Here is a 17490-nt window from a genome sequence, read left to right as displayed (position 1 = left end):
TAGAGGAGAGTCCCATGTTTGTAGTTATCTTTGGCCGTCCCGGCTGCCCCTACTGTGTTCGCGCCAAGCAGATCGCCGAGACCCTGACTGAATCCCGTGAGGACTTTAAGTTCCGTTACGTGGACATGCACGCCGAAGGGATCAGCAAACAGGATCTGGAAAAGACCGTTGGCGCACCGGTGGCGACCGTGCCGCAGATCTTCATCGACCAAGAGCACGTAGGCGGCTGCACCGAATTTGAAGCCTTCGCCAAGGAAAACCTGGGTCTCTACGCCTGATTCTAGGGGACCTTGAGATTGGGCCACGCATGTGGCCCTGCACCCTGCCCTTTCGGATGTTATGCTTTTCTCATCAGGCCTGACCATCCGGAGGCGCTTATGCATCACCACACCCTGATTAACGCCCTCAAGGCCAGCCAAAACTGGATTAACCAGTTTAACCACGGCAATCTCGATTATTGCGTCGCCAGTTTCGCCGAAGGCGCCACCCTCGACGTCACCCCCATGGGACAGTTCACCGGCCAGGAGCAGATTCACACTTTCTGGCAAGGCATACTGCAATCCGGCGCCCAGGATCTGGTTTACAAAGACACCCAGGCCACCCTCATCAGTGATGACGAGGTCCAGTTAAGCGCCAAGTGGCAGATGACCATAGGCCGCGGCCAGATCCTCGCCGAACACTGGCGCCGCCAGGGGGACGGACACTGGAAGCTGGCCGCAATGACACTCGAGTTTTCCGAGCAGTTCTAGGGTTTAATTTCGGCGGAAGTTGAAACCGCACCGGGTGATCAGTACCTTATTGCGTTTACCCAGCCCAAGAGATCAATAACATGGACAGTTTACAGCTAACGCCGGTATCCCCACCGGACCAGAGCGAAGTTCAGGTCCTGAAGCAGGGGCTGATCGGTTTCAACGATGCCGTTGCCGGTTCTATGCAGCATGAAACCGTCGCCTGCTTTATCAAGGATGAAGCGGGCAGCATTGTCGGCGGCATCGCCGGTGAGGTGAAACTGGGCTGGCTCCACGTAGACGGCATCTGGGTGGATGAGGACAAACGACGCTGTGGTGCCGGCACCCGCTTGCTGAATCAGCTGGAGGGGTACGCCCACGCCAAAGGCGCCCATGGCATCTTCATCAAGACCACCAACTACCTGGCTCTGGAGTTCTACCAGCAGCACAGCTACGAGGTGTTTGCCAAGCTCGAGGATATGCCCCCCGGTTATGTCAGCTTCTTCCTGAAAAAGGAGCTGAGCTAATCCCCTGACAAGGACAGGCCTCAGACCGGGTGGCCACAGTTGCAATGGCCTGACAGCCCCCTCCATCCCCTCAGGCGGCGGACCGTCGCTGACCTGCGCCGCCCTCACACAAGCCCGGCAACGACGCAAGCCTCGGTTCCCAAGGGCCCGGTGAAATGAGATAATGCCCGCACAAAAATCGGCCTGATAACCCAGAATTTCAGGCAAATCGCTATTATTGTTGGCATTATTTATCGTGGCCTGTTTCGGCCTGGGGGAGCACCTGAGTGGCAGTACTGAATCCAGAGTGGCTGGACACCAGCGTCTTTGCGGATCTGGGCCAGAACTGGCGCCCCTCTCTCATGCTGCTGACCAGAACCGCGGGGGCCAAGGGCGTCATCCTCCACGTCGATCAGGGGGCTGAGCCGGTCCTGCTCTGCGATGCCAGTCGCTGCTCCCCCGAGCAACTGAAGCTTATCCTGACCCCAGTGGCCGAGCAGCTTCGCGCCACCCTGAACTACACCTCAGACAAAACAGCCAAAGATGCCAGGTTACACCTCAAAGAGGTGTTCTGGCCCAATGGGGTGCTGTTTGGGCTCATCTGCCTCTATGGTCCGACAACACTGAGTGAGGATGCCAGGCTGCTCAGGGACAACCTCTGCGGCCGCATGGAAAACGACCTGGCCCGGCAACTGAAACAGGCCGCGGTGACTGAGGTTGAGGGGGCCCCTCTGACCCGGGCCATCACCCTCAACGATTTCATCAACAGCATCGAAGATCATGTGTGGATAAAGGACGCCAAGGGCACCTACGTGGCCGCCAATCACAGCGTGGTCAGAGACTGGCAGTGCTCCCCCCTTGGACTGAATGACACCCAGCTGTTTGGCCCTGAGCGGGCTGCCCTGTTTGAAGCCGCCGATAATCAGGCGATTCGCCAGTGCCGGCAGATGGTGGTGGAGGAGTGCGCCGACCCAGGGGATCCGGAACAGCAAACCTGGCTGGAGACCATAAAGAGCCCCATCATCGATAAGCAGGGTGAACTTCTCGGGGTGATCGGCATGACCCGAAATGTCACCCAGCGCCGGGCATTTCAGGAGCAGCTGACCCTGGCGGCCACCGTCTTCGCCAACTCCGCCGAAGGGGTGATGATCACCGACCACCGCGGCACCATTATCGAGGTCAATGACGCCTTTTGCCGCATCACCGGCTACAGCCGCGAAGAGGCGCTGACCAACAACCCCAGGATCCTCAAGTCCGGTCGCCACGACCAGGGGTTCTACGAGGCGATGTGGCAAAGCATGCTGGAGCAGGGACACTGGCACGGAGAGCTGTGGAACCGCCGCAAGGACGGCACCCTCTACCCGCAGATGGCCACCCACTCCGCGGTGTACGATGACGAGGGCGGCATTCGTTATCTGGTTGCCCTGTTCTCCGACATCTCCCTGCAGAAACAGACCGAAGAGCGGCTGGCCCATATGGCCTACCATGACCCTCTCACCGGATTGCCAAACCGGGTGCGCGTTCACAGTCAGCTGGACCAGGAGATTCTGCGCGCCAAACGCAATCATAGCGAACTGGCGGTGGTGTTCATCGATGTGGACCACTTCAAACTGATCAATGACAGCCGCGGCCATCTGGTCGGGGACGAGGTACTGTGTGAGATTGCCCAACGGCTCAAGGGTCAGCTGAGAAACTCCGACACCGTTGCCCGGATCGGCGGCGATGAGTTCGTGATTCTGCTTCCCGAGGTGGGGGGCGCCCCTGCGGCAACCAATGTTGCCAGCGGCCTGATGAGCCTGTTCCAGCAACCTGTGACCCTCAGCACAGGGGAGCAGCTGAAACTCACCGGCAGCATGGGCATTGCGCTCTACCCTCAGGATGGCAGCAGCAGAGACACCCTGCTGCGCAACGCCGATACCGCCATGTACAGGGCCAAGCAACAGGGACGCAACAGCTTCGCCTTCTATACCCACACCCTCACCGAAGAGTCCATGGAGCACCTCAAGGTGCAAAGCGCCCTGCACCTGGCGTTGGAACGCCAGGAGTTCTATCTGGTCTATCAGCCTCAGGTAGACCTCAGCAGCGGCGCCCTGGTGGGCCTGGAGGCCCTGCTCCGCTGGCACTCAGAGGAGCTGGGTCAGGTCTCGCCATCCCGATTCATCCCCGCCGCCGAGCGGGTCGGGCTTATCGATGATATCGGCCTCTGGGTGCTGAAGCAGGCCTGTCACCAGGGGGCCAGCTGGCTGGCTCAGGGGCTGAAGTTTGGCCGCCTAGCGGTCAACATTGCCGGCCCTCAGCTGTTGCGGGACAACTTCGTCAAGGAGGTCGGCCAGGTGCTGCTGGAGAGTGGCCTGCCCGCCTCGGCCCTTGAGCTTGAGGTGACCGAGAGCTTTATGATCCAGAATCCGGAGGAGTCGATCCGCCGCCTGGGTCAGCTGCGGAACATGGGCATCCATATCTCCATCGATGACTTTGGTACCGGCTACTCCTCACTGAGCTACCTCAAGCGCCTGCCCCTCAACACCCTGAAAATTGACCGCAGTTTCGTCAATGGCGTCCCGGGAGACCAGGACAGCCGCGGCATCGTCGAAGCGATCATCTCCATGGGCCACTCGCTCTCTTTGACGGTGATCGCCGAAGGGGTAGAGAGCCGGGATCAGGCCAAGTTCCTCAGCGACAGCGGCTGCCTGCTGGCACAGGGGTTCCTGTTCAGCCGTCCCCTGACGTCAGACAAACTGACGGATCTGCTGATTGAGGGGATGAAATCATAGGAGGGAGGCTCACTTAATCAGACCTCCCTCTAGCCGGCTTCCTAGCCTTTGAAACTGCGGTTGTCCATCAAGCGGATCAGCCCCTTGATCAGCCGGTACAGGGTCCAAATTCCCATGGCAAACAGCACCAGCAGCCCCAGGCCGAAGGGGATCAGGGCCACCCCCAGCAGAGCCAGCCCCAGTCCCCACCAGAAGGTGGTCACCATATTCTGGTAGTGATCCTCGAAGCGGGTGCCCCGGGCGTCTCCCCGCTTGAGCATGGCCCAGATGGCCCCCACCAACCACAGAATCCCGGTAAAGGCCCCCGCCAGCATCAATCCATAGGCGATCAGTCCATGGGTTTTGGCACTGTCCTCTTTCTCAGTGAAGCCGTCCTCGGCGTGCAGTTCTGTGTCTGACATGAGTACTCCTTACTCTTTTGATGACGTCTGTCCCCCAGGTTCAGCGGGACAGTCTGTTCCCAGCAGCCAGTCGGTCAGGGGCCAGGTAATGTTGAAGTTGATGCGGTTCATCCGTTTGGGGTGGTGGTGCAGCTGGTGCCGCTCTCTCATGGCATCCAGCGCACGGACACGAAACAGCGGGTGATCGGCGGGAAGGTGCCAGGTGAAGTGGCAGATCTCATAGAAAAGATAGGCCAACACCGTGCCCATCAGCCATAGCCAACCCAGGTTGGCAGAAAACAACTGAGCCAGGCCCCATCCCAGGGCACCGTTGGCCAGAATCACCAACAGAATGAGATAGAGAGGAAACAGCACCACCCGCCAGTCACGGTGACTCTGCCACAGCATATCCAAATGAGTGAAGAACCTGTGGTGATCACCACTGTGGCGCTGATAGAACAGGGGTAAAAGCCGGGTTCTGCGGTGACCCAGCCAGCGGTGGGCCACATACTCAAGCAGATTACCGGTGACCAGGGCCGCCAACAGAGTCAACCACTGCCAGGGAGAGGGGGACTGGAGCTGAAGGGCACTGTAGACAAGGGTCACAAGCCCCACGGTCAGCACGGCGGCGGCGTGTAGGTAGCCGGAATAGCCCGGCGCGATGCCCCGGCGATACTCTTGTTGAAACCCCTGCTGTGACATGCTGGCCCTCCTCAGGTTCTGGCCTCAAGCTAACGGCAGATCGGGCCTGAGGCAAACCGGGAGGGATCAAAGCGACCTGATTTCAGGCCAGATGGTCAAAGTAGGCATCAATTTGGCGGTGGTCACCGGCATGATCCCGCTCCACCAGAGCGGTGCGCACCCGATAGTGACGAATCAGGGCCTTGGCGGCGGGGTCCTGGGACAACTCCTGCTGCAGGTGCCGATGCCAGTTCTGGACATCTTCACGGGTCAACCAGAAGGAGAGGCTGAGCAGCTTATGCTCATCCATCAGGCTCTGAAACCGCTCGATGGAAACCAGCCCCGGGTGTCCACTGATCATCACCAGCAGCCGCTCCGCCAGGGCGGTAAACGCCTCTTTGCCGGAGTCCGTGGGGTAGATCTCCAGTATCACCGCAATCATAGGTGCTCCATGGCGGGGTCAGACCCCGCCGGTTTTCTCTGCCCATAGCACGAGATTGTCCAACTCAGGCATCTCATGCAACGGGCCTTCTGTCAGCGTGCCGCCGTCAGCTGAGAGAGCTTGACGATGACCGCCACTGCCTGCTCCATCCCCTCCAGGGTGATGAACTCATGCTTTCCGTGGAAGTTGTAGCCTCCAGTAAAGATATTAGGACAAGGCAGTCCTTTGTAGGAGAGCACCGCCCCGTCGGTTCCGCCGCGAATAGGCTTGATGTCCGGCTCGACACCACACTGCAGCATCGCCTCCTTGGCCAGTTCGATGATGTGCGGATGAGGCTCCACCTGCTCCTTCATGTTGCGATAACCATCAACCCATTGCAGTTCACAGGGCTTGCCAGAGCGGGTAAAGGCGTCGGCCTGGGCCTGCAGATAGGCACGGCGGCGAGCCAGAGAGTCGAGACAGAAATCGCGGACGATGTAGTGCAGGCTGGCCTCGGCGGTGCCGCCTTTCACTCCGACCAGATGGTAGAAGCCCTGGTAACCTTCAGTGTGTTCCGGCGTCTCGCTGGCGGGCATCTGCTGATGGAAACTGGTGGCCAGGGTCAGGGCGTTGACCAGTTTGTTCTTGGCGCTGCCGGGATGCACCGAGTTGCCGCTGAACACCAGGGTGGCACTGGCCGCATTGAAGTTCTCATACTCCAGCTCGCCCACAGGCCCGCCATCTATGGTGTAGGCCCATTGGGCGCCAAACTTGGCCACGTCGAACTCACTGGCTCCCAGACCAATCTCCTCATCCGGGGTGAAGCCGATGCGGATGGGGCCGTGCTCAATCTGCGGATTGGCCTTGAGCACCATCATCGCGGTAATGATCTCGGCAATCCCCGCCTTATTGTCCGCCCCCAGCAAGGTGGAGCCGTCGGTGGTGATCAGGGTCTTACCCACCAGGGAGTTCAGCGCCGGATACTGGGCCGGATCCAGTTTCTCCCCCTTGTCCCCCAGGGCCACCACACCGCCGTCGTAATCACGGATGATCTGGGGCCGCACATCCTTGCCGGAGGCATCGGGGGCGGTATCCATATGAGCGATAAAGCCGATGGTCGGCAACTCTCGCCGGGTGTTGGCGGGCAAGGTGGCCATCACATAGCCGTTGTCATCCAGAGAGACATCCTCAAACCCCAGGTTGGTGAGCTCGTCGAACAGGGCTCGGGCCAGCACCAGCTGTCCCGCAGTGCTGGGCAGGGTGCTGGACTCGGCGTCGGCCTGGGTATCGAAGGTTACGTAGTGAAAAAAGCGATCTAGCAGCTTGTCCATGGTGGCTCTCAGTAGCATTCAAAGGGAGCCATTATGCCGCGCCGGGGCGGTGGCTGACGGTGCGGTGGATCAAGCTGCCGGCAAAATCTGGGGCAATTCCCTCGGATGGGCGCCTCAGCTGACCAGCTGCAGGTCCGCCAACTCCTTATACAGGGCGTTTCTGGCCACCAACTCACTGTGGGTCCCCACGGCGATGATCCTGCCCTGCTCCATCACCACAATGCGGTCCGCATTGACCACGGTGGCCAGGCGATGGGCGATGATCACCGTGGTCTTGCCCCGCATCAGCTCATCCAGGGCCAGCTTCACCTGCTGTTCACTGGCGGCGTCCAGGGCGCTGGTGGCCTCGTCCAGCAGCAGTACCGGCCGATCCGCCAGCAGGGCACGAGCGATGGCGATGCGCTGCTTCTGGCCTCCGGAGAGACGCACGCCGCGCTCCCCCAGGTTGGTGTCATACCCCTGGGGAAGTGCCTGAATAAACTCATGAGCCCGGGCCGCCTTGCAGGCCTGCTGCACCTCCTCCAGAGTGGCATCGGGTCGTCCGTAGCGCACGTTCTCCAGGGCGCTGCTGGCAAAGATCACCGACTCCTGGGGCACCAGGGCAAACTGACGACGAATCTCCAAAGGGTCCAGTGAGGTCAGATCCACCCCATCAAGCAATACCCTACCCTGGTTCGGCAGGTAGAACTGTTGCAGCAGCTGAAACAGGGTGGTCTTGCCGGCACCGCTGGGCCCCACCAGAGCCACCCGTTCACCGGGGTTGAGGGTCAGGTTCAGCTCCTCGAGCACCATTTTGTCCGGGGCGCTGGGGTAGGCGAAGGAGAGGCTGTCCAGGGTCAGTTCCCCGCGCACCGGCGAAGGCAGCGGCGCAGGAGACTCCGGGGCCCGAATCTGCGGCTGGGTACTGAGCAGCTCCAGCAACCGTTCGGTCGCCCCCGCGGCGCGCTGCACCTCGCCAATCACCTCGGACACTGTGGCCACGGCACCGGCCACCATCACCGCGTAGAAGAGGAAGGCGGTCAGCTCACCGGCACTCATGCCACCGCCGAGCACCTCCAGGGCACCCAACCAGGCCACCAGGGTAATGGCGCCGACACTGAGCCCCATCACCAGGGCGATCAGCAGGCCGCGGTGACGAATGCGATTGGCGGCAGCCTCGATCACCGCTTCCACCCGCTCATTGAAGTTGCCCCTGTCCACCGCCTCATGAGTGTAGGATTGCACCGTGTGGATCTCATGCAGGGTCTCATCCACGTAGGCGCCGATGTCCGCCACCCTGTCCTGACTCGCCTTGGCGTAGATTCTTACCTTGGCCCCCAGTACCCGGATCGGCACCAGCACCAGAGGCACAGCTACGGCGGTATACAGGGTCATCATGGGACTGGTCACCAGCATCATCAGCAGGCCGCCCACCAGGGTGACACTGGAGCGCAGCGCCATGGAGAGACTCATCCCCACCACGGTCTGAATCACCGTGGTGTCACTGGTGAAGCGGGAGATCACCTCGCCGGTGCGGGTGGTCTCGTAGAAGCCTGGGGAGAGGGTCAGCAGATGGTTGTAGACGGTTCGGCGGATGTCGGCACTGACCCGCTCTCCCAGCCAGGACATCAGGTAGAAACGACAGAAGGCCGCCAGGGCCCCCAACAGATTGATCCCCAGCACCACCAGCATAATCTGATTCAGACGCTGGCTGTTGTCCGACAAAAACCCCTCATCCACCAGCACCTTCACCCCCTGGCCCAAGGCCAGCCAGCTGAGAGACCCCACAGCCAGCGCCACACAGGCGGCAATCACCCGCCCCCGGTAGGGTTTGAGCAGCGACAGGATCCAGGGTACGACTGAGGTTAGGGGGGCACGCTTCATCGGCGGGAGATTCTCCAAAAAAATCGGGTGACACACAGAGTGTCACCCATCATAAACAAAAACGCTCCCGAAAGGGGATCTCGTTAAATCAGGTTGTTAGGCTGTTCTGGCGTGGCCGTGTCCCTTGCCGTCGCCGGTCATCCAACTCACCTGATTGAGGTCATCCCCCCCAATGGCGAATGCCTGGCCAAAGCCTTTGACAAACAACCCTTTGCTTGGCCGCAAACAGTAGAGGTTGAAATCTGCCAGCTTGGAGAGGTTCTCGGCCATCTCACCGAAACGGGCCTCCAGTGCGGCTATGCCCGCAGCAAAACCCTCACTCTCCCGGGATACATGCTGCGCCTGGACATCGAAGGTGAGCCGCTTGCGGGCAAACACCGTCTTGGCATCGCACTCATCCTGGACCAGCATCACCGACAGGGCCTTGTTCACCTTGAGGTTCATACCGTGGCGGGCCATATCGCTGATCAGGATATAGAAACCCTGTTCCCCTTGGGCGAAGGGGGCGTAGCTGACATTGGGCAGCCCGTCCCTGTTCATAGTCGCCAGCATCAGGGTCTGGGCATTGGCCTTGAACTCCTCAATCTCCGGCAGCAGCCGCTCTCTCAGTCTCTGGTCTTTCTGATTGTCCATTTGTGTGTTCTTCCCTTGTTTCGCTCTCTGTCACAGGCTCAGTTGGCCAGGGTACGCTTCAGCTCATTGAACCGCTCGACCTGGTCCGCCAGCAACACCCGCTTGCTGTCCCGGCCCAGGTAGATCTTGAAGATGATGGCGCCCCGAGCATCGAAAAACTGGATGCTGTGACTCTCACTGCCCATGAAGGGCTTGCTGACCAGGGCGATGTGCTGCACCGCGTCCAGTTTCAGGTGGCCATGCAGCCCCTCCCCCTTGGTGATCAGGTTGTAGTAGCCATGGCCCGGCTTGCCCTTGGGAAAGGCCCCCTTAAATTCAAAGATGGACCCGGCCACACTGACGATGGTGGTCATCGGCCCCCAACTCGGCAAGGAGTCCATCAGGGTGGCGAGCCGCTCCACTGGCAATTGAGTGCTCATGGGCACTGGCAGCGCGGCCACCACCTCAAACTCACTCACTTGCAGCTCCGCGGCGATCTGGCCGGGCATCTGGCTGGGGTTTTCCTCAATCTTGCGGGCGACCGCCTGGGCGATATCCTTCATGCAATCTTCTCCATTGTCATAGGGTTGGAATTGATATAACTGAGCAGGCCGTTGCACAGGTTCACCTGCCAGAATCGTCCCGCCAGGGTAAAGGCCACGGCATCCGTGCTGATCTCGGCCAGGCCACGCTTCTGCCAGGCTTCAAACAGGGGCATGGCATGGTGATACAGCGGATCGCCCAGCAGGCTTCGGTGGATGAAGCCCTTATCACAGGCCCCCACCAGGGCCGCCTTGACGCCCTCCTCCCCCTTGGGCATCAGCATCATCACAGGCCACTCGTTGACTTCGACGGCCCCTTGATAGAGTTCCAGATCTCTGGGTTGCATCAGGGCATAGCCGCCGAGGTTGCCCCCTGCTCCGGCGCCCAGGGGCAGAATCTCCGCACCGGATTTGACCATGGAGTTGTAGAGGCTGCGCTCCCGGTTGTCCGAGGCCCAGTGACAGCAACTGAGCCGACGCAGATGGTGGCGCTCCATAAAACTGTCTCCCATCCGGTACATCGTCGCCTTGGTGGGGGTGTCCGCCGGCGGCGGTGCGGTGCCCTTTTCGCACTTCTCCAGCATGGAGGTACCGCTGAGATCGATAAGCTGATAGAGGTCAACGCCGCTGACCCCACACTCCAGCATATCCTGCAGATCCTGCTGCCAGATGGCCTGGGTCTGATAGGGCAGACCAAACAGCAGGTCGATCACTATGGGGGCCTGGTCCGCCGCCACCAGCTCCTTGAGCCGTCCCATCACCTGGTCGCGGTCGTCGAGGCGTTTGGCGGACCGGCGGACCTGAGAGTTGAAGCTCTGTACCCCGAAAGAGAATCGGTTGAATCCCCCCTCCAGGGCCCCTTGAAACTTGGCATCATCGAATCCATTGATGCGCCCCTCCAGGGTCAGTTCACAGTCCGGGGTCAGAGGGAAACTCTCCCGCAGCGCCTGGCCCAGCTGGCGAATCTGGTCGCCAGAAAGGTCCGTCGGGGTTCCGCCGCCGATGTAGACCGCGTGGAAAGGCGCACTCTGGGCATATGGGGTCTCCCCCTTGCGCCGGATCTCGGCCAGCAGGTGACCGAAATACTCATCCACCAGTTTGCGACTGGCGGCGTACTGGAAGAAGCTGCAGAAGGTGCACCGTACCCGGCAGAAGGGCACGTGGAGGTAAAGCAAGCGCCGTTTGCCCGGGGTGGCTTCCTGGGCCAACAGCCTGTCCAGAGTGACTTGCACCTGGTCCGCGGCCACAGGTGGACGCCCACGGCCGCCAGCATGGGCACCGCGCTTCTGCTCAAAGGCAAACTTCAGGGGATCCGGCGTATCCTTGCCGGTCATCTGGTCGTCCATGGTGGGGGTATGGCTCATCTGCACTCCCGGTGTCGATATCCAGACGCTCGCACGGCCAAAAAGTTAACTAACTGATTGTGTTAATTAACATTTGTAAAGCCGGACGGCTCATTGCCCAGGCACTGTATCCCAAACCCAAACCAAGATCAAATGCGAATCATTTTTATTTGCACTTTCAGTTTGGGGCGATCTATCATCTTGGCATCAACCACAGATGCCAGGACTTACTCCGTGACGCCGAACCGCTATCTGGTGGCCACCGCCGCCGCACTGCTGCTCCAGGGATCCCTACTGGCCGCCATGGCCCAGGAGCCCCAGCCCTCAGTGCAGTCCGGTCAGGTCACCACCGCGGTCAGCCTCTCCCTGGCCACCGCGGTCAATGCGGCACCGGCACAACCGGAGCCCCAAAGAGAGGAGCAACCCGAATCTAAACCAAAACCTGAGCCCAAGCCGAAGCCAAAAACCAAGCCTCAAGCCAAACAGAAGCCTAAGCCTGAATTGGCGCCCAAGCCCGAGCCAAAACCGAAAACCGACACCCAGGCCGACCCCAAACCTGAGCCTGAAACCAGGGCCGAAGCGAAACCTCAACCGGTGAAAAAGCCCCCCACTGTGGCCGAGCAACCTGTGGCCGCTCGCCAGGGAGCCAAGCCGCTGCCGGAACTGGTGACTCAGCCGGCGTTTCGCACCCCACCAAGTCCACCGCGCTACCCCAGGATCGCCCAAAAACGCGGCCAACAGGGCGTGGCTCTGGTTGAGGTGTGGCTCAACGAGTTGGGCGACCAGATAAAGCTGGAGCTACTGGAGAGCAGCGGCCACTCCAGCCTGGACCGGGCAGCACTGGCGGCGGTAAAGAACTGGCAGTTTGCCCCCTTGACCCAGGGCAATCAGGGACAATCGTCCCGCGTACGCATTCCGGTCCGCTTCGCCCTGAATTAACTCGACCTAACAGGAGATATTCGCCTTATGGCGCTGCTTGATCACACGCTGAATCAGTTGGGCGTTATGGCCTGGCCCCTGATGGCCTGCCTGACCCTGACCCTGATCATCTTGCTGGAACGCCTCGCCAACCTGCTGATCAACGCCCCCTGGCGCAACAGCTGGGTGCGAGAGATGAACTGGTCCCAGCCTCTGGACAGCCAAGCGCTGGCTGATCAACTGGCCGGCAGGCGCAGCCTGCTGGCCCGGGGCACCCTGATGCTTCTCGGTCACGCCGGTCAGGAGAAGAGCCTGAGAGAAGAGATCGCCGGCCTCTGGCTGCTCAAGCAGAAACGGCAGCTCCATGCCGGGCTCAAGATATTGATGGTTATCGGCATCATCAGCCCCATGATGGGTCTGCTGGGCACCATCCTCGGCCTTATCGGCATGTTTCAGGAGATTGGCGCTTCCGCCGGGCCAGTAACACCAGCTCAACTGGCCGATGGCCTGGGGCTGGCGATGTACACCACCGCCGCAGGCCTCATCATCGCCCTGCCCGCCGTCGGCGGCGCCCACCTGCTTACCCTGTGGGCCGATCGGCAGCTGGGAAAGACGGAGCACGTACTCAATCGAATCAACCTGTGGCTGGCTGGCATCCACGCCGCCTCAGTCCAGGAGATGAAGCCGTGATTCGGCTACACAGCAGTGCCGTCGACAGCAGCGCGCCCTCGGTGGACCTGACCCCGCTCATCGACATCATCTTTATTGTGCTGGTGTTCCTGCTGCTCACCGCCAACACCAGACTGCTGGCCCTGCCAGTGGATGTGCCCCAGCAGCAGGAGACCGCCCTCAGCTCTCCCGACGAGGAGAAGACCCTGGCGGTCAATGTGCTGGCCAAGGCGCCCCACTTCGCCCTGAATCAGACCACCTATGACTCCTGGCCGGAGTTTAAGCACGCCTTTTTACAAGCACATAAAACCAACCCGGACTACCAGGTGGTGGTGGCCGCCGATAGGGCCGCCCCGGTACAACCCCTAATGCAACTGCTGGCCCTGCTTCAGGCCCGGCAGATAGACAAGACTCAGATTCTAATGGAGGAGACCCCATGACCCCCAAGTTCAACAAAGCCCTGCTGCCCCTGCTTCTGGGCGCCACCCTCTCCCTGCCGGCCATGGCCGCCGAACGGGTGATCAGCGCCGGCGCCGCCGTGACCGAACTGGTGATGGCCCTGGAGGGCGCCGACAAGCTGGTGGCGGTGGATGTCACCAGCCAGATTCCTGAAGGGATGGCACTGCCTCAGCTTGGCTACCACCGCACTCTGTCCGCGGAAGGTCTGCTCTCCCTGAATCCGGATCTGGTGGTCGGCAGCGACGAGATGGGCCCCAAGTCCGCCCTGGATATCGTCCGCCAGGCCAAGGTTCAGGTGGCCACCCTGCCCGCGGCCGAAACCCCGCAGCAACTGATGGCCAACATCGATACCCTGGCAGCCCTGCTTTCCGAGGAGGACGCAGCGCCCTCTCTGAAAGCCACCATTCAATCCCAGGTGGACAGGATCAACCAGGCCAAAGCCAACCTGAGCCGGGCACCCAAGGTGGTCTTTGTCCTGCTGCGCGGCGATCGAGGGCCCCGTATGGGCGGTGGTCATACCCCGGCGGACCTGCTGATCACCCTGGCCGGCGGCGAGAACATCGCCGGCTTCGACGGCTACAAGAGCGCCTCCGAGGAAACCCTGCTGTCGCTGCAGCCGGACCTGATCCTGGTGACCAAACCCGCCATGGATGCGGACAACGCCGCTGGCGAATTGCTCGAATCCCTGCCCCTGCTGGCCCACACCCCGGCGGGCAAGAACGGTCAGATCTATGACCTGCCCGCCAAGGCACTGCTGGGCGGCCTGGGTCCCAGCGCCCTGGATGCCGCCGAGGATCTGGCCCAGAAACTGGCGGAGATCCAGTGATGGCCGAGGCCCGCCTGCTGTGGCTGCCCCTGGCCGCCTCCCTGTTGATCGCCAGTGTGTTGTCGGTGACTACGGGCCCCCTGGCCATAGACGCCTCGGACAGCCTGCGGGCCCTGTGGGCCACACTGACTCAAACCCAGGTCACCAGCCTGCAACCCCATGAACAGCTGGTTATCTCCAATGTGCGCTTGCCAAGGACCTTATTGGCCCTGGTGATCGGCGCCCTGCTGGCCCAGTGCGGTGCGGTGATGCAGGGGCTGTTCCGTAACCCCCTGGCGGACCCCGGCATCATTGGCGTGGCCTCGGGGGCCGCCTTGGGCGCCGCCATCGCCATCGTCATCTATCCCGAAGCCGGCGCCTACACCACCCCCGTGGCCGCCTTCCTCGGCGGCCTGGCCACCACCTTTGCCGTCTATCGTCTGGCTCACAGCCGCACCGGCACCTCGGTGGTGCTACTGCTGCTTTCCGGTGTGGCCATCGGCGCCCTCACCGGCTCTGGCATCGGCTTTCTGACCTTCATCGCCAACGAAACCGCCCTGCGGGATCTGACCCTGTGGCAGATGGGCTCCTTGGCGTCGGCCCAGTGGCACAGCATCGCCATCTGCGCCGCGGTCTTTGTGCTGCTGGCCTGGCAGTTTCAGCGCCAGGCGGGGTCGCTGAACGCCCTACTGCTGGGTGAGGCGGAAGCCCGCCACCTGGGCATTGAGGTGGAGAAGCTTAAGATTCGGCTGGTCCTGCTCACCGCCCTGGGGGTAGGGGTCACCGTAGCCGCCGCAGGGATGATCGGTTTCATCGGCCTGGTGGTGCCCCACCTGATTCGTATGCTGGTGGGCCCGGATCACCGCACCCTGCTGCCCCTGTCTGCGGGACTGGGCGCCGCCATTTTGCTGGTGGCGGACCTGGGGGCGAGAACCTGGATGGCTCCGGCAGAGATGCCCGTGGGTCTGGTCACCGCCCTGTTGGGCGCCCCCTTCTTCCTGGCCCTGCTGCTGAGCCAACGACACCGACTGGGGTAACCATGAGCTTTCTAACCATCCACTCACTGAGCCTGGGCATCGGCGACCAACCGCTGCTGAAACAGATAGAGCTGGCAATTCAACCGGGCAAGGTCACCGCCCTACTGGGCCCCAACGGCGCCGGCAAGAGTACCCTATTGAAGGGGATCTGCGGCGACATGACACCGGACACCGGCGTGGTCAGTTTCCATGGCCGCCCCATGGAGGAGTGGCCGCGCATCGAACTGGCCCGTCATCTGGGCGTACTGCCCCAACACAACAGTCTCACCTTCCCCTTCACAGTCCGGGAAGTGGTGGAGATGGGGCTGTTTCCCCTGGCGGCGGATCGCACCCTGGCCAAGCACCTGGTGGATCACGCCCTGGAGCAGGTGGACGTGGTTCACCTTGCTGAGCGGCGCTACCCTACCCTTTCCGGAGGGGAGAAACAGCGGGTCCAGCTGGCCCGGGTCCTGACCCAGTTGTCCCAGGCGGAGCAGGCGCCCCTGCTGCTGCTGGACGAGCCCACCTCTGCCCTGGATCTGGCCCAGCAGCACAGGGTACTGGAGCTGGCCCGGGCCCTGGCCCACGAACAGGGGGTGGGCGTCATCGCCGTCCTCCATGATCTTAACCAGGCGGCCCGCTACGCCGATCACCTGGTGGTGCTGGACCAGGGGGAGGTGCGCTACCAGGGGCCGCCCCAGGAGGTGCTCACCGGTGACAACGTCGCCCGGGTGTGGCACTACCGCCCCACCATAGTCACCGACCCCAAACTGGGGACCCCAGTGGTACTCTGACTTCAGCCCCAAAGCGCCACCACATCGGTGGCGCTTTTCCATATGGCGCACACTTTTTCCAGAAAACACTAGACTCTCTGGCGCATGTAAATAAAGTTACTTTTTTATTTCAGTTGTTTACATGGAGTTTTCTTGACTGGAACCGCCACAGAATATCGACCCACCCATAGCGGCATGGCTCAGACCCTGCTCATCACCCTGGCGGTGATTGGGCTGGTTTGGCTGGGCCTGACCTGGTCGGGTAAAACAGAAGCCAATATCGGCACGAGCCTGCTGCTTGGCCTGACCTTCCCCATCTGGCGTATGCGCAACCACCATCACCTGCGCATCCTGCTGGATAAAGAGGGAGTCACTGGCCTCTCCGGCGAACCCGGGGTCACCGAAGAGGAGCGCTTTCGTCTCCGTCTCCCCCTGTGTGAGATAGATCTGGACGCTTCCCGCAACCAGAGATGGAGCAGATGGCTCAACTTTCGCTATCGCATCTGTGACCACAATGGCCGCAGCATCGTCATTCCCATGATCTTCTTTGGTTTCCATCAGTCCGGCGCCATCCACAGAGAGATCCTGGCCGCCGCCGAGTCGGCTCACTCCAGGACACTGGGCCAGCCGGTGACTGAGTTTCTTGCCCCCAAGCCTTCGGTGCGCAACAGCTTAATCGGTATCGCCGGCGGCCTGCTGGGGCTGGCGACGGTTGAGTGGTTGATCGCTTTGGACCCGGCTTACGCAGACCCGCTGCGCTCCGGCTGTTACGCCACCATTGGCGCAGGCCTGTTCACCTTGATGTTCCCCAACTGGGATCGCCACAGGGGCGCAATCTATCTGTATCGGGATCGGGTTAAGGGGCCCGCCGGTGAAAACGACAAGACAAACCCCTTCGGTCGCTGGGGCTCCAAGAACCTGGCGCTGAGCGAGATCAACCTGCAGAAAAGCCAGAGCCGTGGTCAGCTGGAACGCCTGCATGGCGACTACCATCTCCACGACAATCAGGGCAACAGCATCTGCATCGACGCCAAAGTCTTTGGCCGACAAGGGGCCAAGGAGGTGTTTCACCAGTTGCACGCCCGAATCACCGATCATCAGAGAGCATTGAGACTCCGGGAGCAACAAGGATGACCCCACAACTGATCACCCCAACCCCAGCAAGCTACCTCAGGGAGAGATTTAGGCAGCAAGCCTATGAGCTACCCATGATCTTTCTTATTCTCTGGCTGCTCGGGGATCCCAACCTGGTGGTGGTGTTTATTGTGACGCTACTCCTACCTACGGCTACCTGGACCATCAAACTCACTCGTCATCCCCACAAATACGCCGTCAGCCTGACTGCCGACGCCATCGAGGGCCCCAGCGGCGATAGGGATTCCAGCCCGGCCAACAAACCGAGACACCGCTTTTTGCTCCGTGAGCTGGATCTGACCCGCTGCCCCCAGCCAGGCTGGCGCCAGTTCTTGGCTGGCGAATACCGCCTCTACAGCAACCGGGAAAAGATGCCCAACAATCAGCCCCGCTCAGTGGTGATTCGAAAAGACCTTATTGGCAGAAGGCGGGCCCAAGCCCTGGTGGAGCAGGTTGTGGCGCGTGCCCGAGCGCTTCAGCAGGAGCGATTCTAAAAAAAAGGCCGGTCAGGGGGCTGACCGGCCAAGCGCCTTTGGAA

20 protein-coding genes are annotated in these 17490 nt (G+C 61.3%); 12 read left to right on the top strand and 8 right to left on the bottom strand.

Annotated features, from left to right (window positions below; translation table 11 throughout):
- Positions 1 to 14 precede the first annotated feature (14 nt).
- From QUE41_RS06995 to QUE41_RS06980, 4 genes are all read left to right on the top strand, one after another.
- Positions 15 to 278, top strand: coding sequence for a GrxA family glutaredoxin (locus QUE41_RS06995; protein ID WP_028108208.1), 264 nt, complete (start codon positions 15 to 17; stop codon positions 276 to 278).
- A gap of 99 nt (positions 279 to 377) precedes the next feature.
- Positions 378 to 749 (top strand): nuclear transport factor 2 family protein, encoded by a 372-nt coding sequence (locus QUE41_RS06990; protein WP_286342159.1) that lies wholly within the window; start codon positions 378 to 380, stop codon positions 747 to 749.
- An 80-nt stretch (positions 750 to 829) separates the two neighbouring features.
- On the top strand, positions 830 to 1255 hold the full coding sequence (locus QUE41_RS06985) for a GNAT family N-acetyltransferase (RefSeq protein ID WP_286342158.1): 426 nt from the start codon (positions 830 to 832) through the stop codon (positions 1253 to 1255).
- 266 nt (positions 1256 to 1521) lie between these two features.
- A complete protein-coding gene (locus QUE41_RS06980) occupies positions 1522 to 4005 on the top strand; it encodes an EAL domain-containing protein (protein ID WP_286342157.1) in 2484 nt (827 codons plus the stop codon).
- 41 nt (positions 4006 to 4046) lie between these two features.
- Here the strand turns inward: QUE41_RS06980 and QUE41_RS06975 are convergent, their stop codons facing one another.
- The 8 genes from QUE41_RS06975 to hutW all read right to left on the bottom strand — a co-directional run bounded on the left by QUE41_RS06975 (position 4047) and on the right by hutW (position 11199).
- Positions 4047 to 4406 carry a DUF4870 family protein gene (locus tag QUE41_RS06975; RefSeq protein ID WP_286342156.1) on the bottom strand — a complete coding sequence of 120 codons (360 nt, stop codon included), beginning with the start codon at positions 4404 to 4406 and terminating at the stop codon, positions 4047 to 4049.
- Positions 4407 to 4415: 9 nt separating this feature from the next.
- Positions 4416 to 5087, bottom strand: coding sequence for a sterol desaturase family protein (locus tag QUE41_RS06970; RefSeq protein WP_286342155.1), 672 nt, complete (start codon positions 5085 to 5087; stop codon positions 4416 to 4418).
- Between the two features lie 82 nt (positions 5088 to 5169).
- Complete coding sequence (locus QUE41_RS06965) at positions 5170 to 5508, bottom strand: antibiotic biosynthesis monooxygenase family protein (protein ID WP_286342154.1); 339 nt, start codon at positions 5506 to 5508, stop codon at positions 5170 to 5172.
- A gap of 92 nt (positions 5509 to 5600) precedes the next feature.
- Positions 5601 to 6818: a peptidase T gene (gene pepT / locus QUE41_RS06960; RefSeq protein WP_286342153.1), complete on the bottom strand. Its 1218-nt coding sequence runs from the start codon at positions 6816 to 6818 to the stop codon at positions 5601 to 5603.
- A gap of 114 nt (positions 6819 to 6932) precedes the next feature.
- On the bottom strand, positions 6933 to 8681 hold the full coding sequence (locus tag QUE41_RS06955; RefSeq protein ID WP_286342152.1) for an ABC transporter transmembrane domain-containing protein: 1749 nt from the start codon (positions 8679 to 8681) through the stop codon (positions 6933 to 6935).
- Between the two features lie 96 nt (positions 8682 to 8777).
- A complete protein-coding gene (hutZ, locus tag QUE41_RS06950) occupies positions 8778 to 9314 on the bottom strand; it encodes a heme utilization protein HutZ (RefSeq protein ID WP_286342151.1) in 537 nt (178 codons plus the stop codon).
- A gap of 38 nt (positions 9315 to 9352) precedes the next feature.
- A complete protein-coding gene (gene hutX, locus QUE41_RS06945) occupies positions 9353 to 9856 on the bottom strand; it encodes a heme utilization cystosolic carrier protein HutX (protein ID WP_286342150.1) in 504 nt (167 codons plus the stop codon).
- Positions 9853 to 11199 (bottom strand): heme anaerobic degradation radical SAM methyltransferase ChuW/HutW, encoded by a 1347-nt coding sequence (gene hutW, locus QUE41_RS06940; protein ID WP_286342149.1) that lies wholly within the window; start codon positions 11197 to 11199, stop codon positions 9853 to 9855. The genes hutX and hutW overlap by 4 nt, the downstream gene beginning before the upstream one ends.
- A gap of 213 nt (positions 11200 to 11412) precedes the next feature.
- On the opposite strand from hutW, the gene QUE41_RS06935 reads away from it, so the two are divergent.
- The 8 genes from QUE41_RS06935 (at position 11413) to QUE41_RS06900 (ending at position 17446) form a co-directional block, all read left to right on the top strand.
- Positions 11413 to 12117, top strand: a complete 705-nt coding sequence (locus tag QUE41_RS06935) for an energy transducer TonB (protein WP_286342148.1) — start codon at positions 11413 to 11415, stop codon at positions 12115 to 12117.
- 27 nt (positions 12118 to 12144) lie between these two features.
- Positions 12145 to 12786 (top strand): MotA/TolQ/ExbB proton channel family protein, encoded by a 642-nt coding sequence (locus QUE41_RS06930; RefSeq protein ID WP_286342147.1) that lies wholly within the window; start codon positions 12145 to 12147, stop codon positions 12784 to 12786.
- Entirely contained in the window at positions 12783 to 13205 is a 423-nt protein-coding gene (locus QUE41_RS06925) for an ExbD/TolR family protein (protein WP_286342146.1), read from the top strand. Before QUE41_RS06930 ends, QUE41_RS06925 begins: the two co-directional genes overlap by 4 nt.
- The gene (locus QUE41_RS06920; RefSeq protein ID WP_286342145.1) at positions 13202 to 14050 is read left to right on the top strand and encodes a heme/hemin ABC transporter substrate-binding protein; all 849 of its coding nucleotides are present in this window, start codon (positions 13202 to 13204) and stop codon (positions 14048 to 14050) included. Before QUE41_RS06925 ends, QUE41_RS06920 begins: the two co-directional genes overlap by 4 nt.
- The gene (locus tag QUE41_RS06915; RefSeq protein ID WP_286342144.1) at positions 14050 to 15066 is read left to right on the top strand and encodes a FecCD family ABC transporter permease; all 1017 of its coding nucleotides are present in this window, start codon (positions 14050 to 14052) and stop codon (positions 15064 to 15066) included. Before QUE41_RS06920 ends, QUE41_RS06915 begins: the two co-directional genes overlap by 1 nt.
- Positions 15067 to 15068: 2 nt before the next feature.
- A complete protein-coding gene (locus tag QUE41_RS06910; protein ID WP_286342143.1) occupies positions 15069 to 15839 on the top strand; it encodes a heme ABC transporter ATP-binding protein in 771 nt (256 codons plus the stop codon).
- Between the two features lie 132 nt (positions 15840 to 15971).
- Entirely contained in the window at positions 15972 to 16952 is a 981-nt protein-coding gene (locus QUE41_RS06905) for a hypothetical protein (protein WP_286342142.1), read from the top strand.
- Positions 16949 to 17446, top strand: a complete 498-nt coding sequence (locus QUE41_RS06900; protein WP_286342141.1) for a hypothetical protein — start codon at positions 16949 to 16951, stop codon at positions 17444 to 17446. The genes QUE41_RS06905 and QUE41_RS06900 overlap by 4 nt, the downstream gene beginning before the upstream one ends.
- Positions 17447 to 17490: the final 44 nt, after the last annotated feature.

The organism is Ferrimonas sp. YFM (genome assembly GCF_030296015.1).
Classification (GTDB): Bacteria; Pseudomonadota; Gammaproteobacteria; order Enterobacterales; family Shewanellaceae; genus Ferrimonas.
This window is presented reverse-complemented; position numbering and strand designations above follow the sequence as displayed.

What these genes read in the sequence shown, in the direction of transcription:
- QUE41_RS06995 (WP_028108208.1), top strand. Translation starts at nt 15, where the DNA reads ATGTTTGTAGTTATCTTTGGCCGTCCCGGCTGCCCCTACTGTGTTCGC.
- QUE41_RS06990 (WP_286342159.1), top strand. Translation starts at nt 378, where the DNA reads ATGCATCACCACACCCTGATTAACGCCCTCAAGGCCAGCCAAAACTGG.
- QUE41_RS06985 (WP_286342158.1), top strand. Translation starts at nt 830, where the DNA reads ATGGACAGTTTACAGCTAACGCCGGTATCCCCACCGGACCAGAGCGAA.
- QUE41_RS06975 (WP_286342156.1), bottom strand. Translation starts at nt 4,406, where the DNA reads ATGTCAGACACAGAACTGCACGCCGAGGACGGCTTCACTGAGAAAGAG.
- QUE41_RS06970 (WP_286342155.1), bottom strand. Translation starts at nt 5,087, where the DNA reads ATGTCACAGCAGGGGTTTCAACAAGAGTATCGCCGGGGCATCGCGCCG.
- QUE41_RS06965 (WP_286342154.1), bottom strand. Translation starts at nt 5,508, where the DNA reads ATGATTGCGGTGATACTGGAGATCTACCCCACGGACTCCGGCAAAGAG.
- pepT (WP_286342153.1), bottom strand. Translation starts at nt 6,818, where the DNA reads ATGGACAAGCTGCTAGATCGCTTTTTTCACTACGTAACCTTCGATACC.
- QUE41_RS06955 (WP_286342152.1), bottom strand. Translation starts at nt 8,681, where the DNA reads ATGAAGCGTGCCCCCCTAACCTCAGTCGTACCCTGGATCCTGTCGCTG.
- hutZ (WP_286342151.1), bottom strand. Translation starts at nt 9,314, where the DNA reads ATGGACAATCAGAAAGACCAGAGACTGAGAGAGCGGCTGCTGCCGGAG.
- hutX (WP_286342150.1), bottom strand. Translation starts at nt 9,856, where the DNA reads ATGAAGGATATCGCCCAGGCGGTCGCCCGCAAGATTGAGGAAAACCCC.
- hutW (WP_286342149.1), bottom strand. Translation starts at nt 11,199, where the DNA reads ATGAGCCATACCCCCACCATGGACGACCAGATGACCGGCAAGGATACG.
- QUE41_RS06930 (WP_286342147.1), top strand. Translation starts at nt 12,145, where the DNA reads ATGGCGCTGCTTGATCACACGCTGAATCAGTTGGGCGTTATGGCCTGG.
- QUE41_RS06920 (WP_286342145.1), top strand. Translation starts at nt 13,202, where the DNA reads ATGACCCCCAAGTTCAACAAAGCCCTGCTGCCCCTGCTTCTGGGCGCC.
- QUE41_RS06915 (WP_286342144.1), top strand. Translation starts at nt 14,050, where the DNA reads ATGGCCGAGGCCCGCCTGCTGTGGCTGCCCCTGGCCGCCTCCCTGTTG.
- QUE41_RS06910 (WP_286342143.1), top strand. Translation starts at nt 15,069, where the DNA reads ATGAGCTTTCTAACCATCCACTCACTGAGCCTGGGCATCGGCGACCAA.
- QUE41_RS06900 (WP_286342141.1), top strand. Translation starts at nt 16,949, where the DNA reads ATGACCCCACAACTGATCACCCCAACCCCAGCAAGCTACCTCAGGGAG.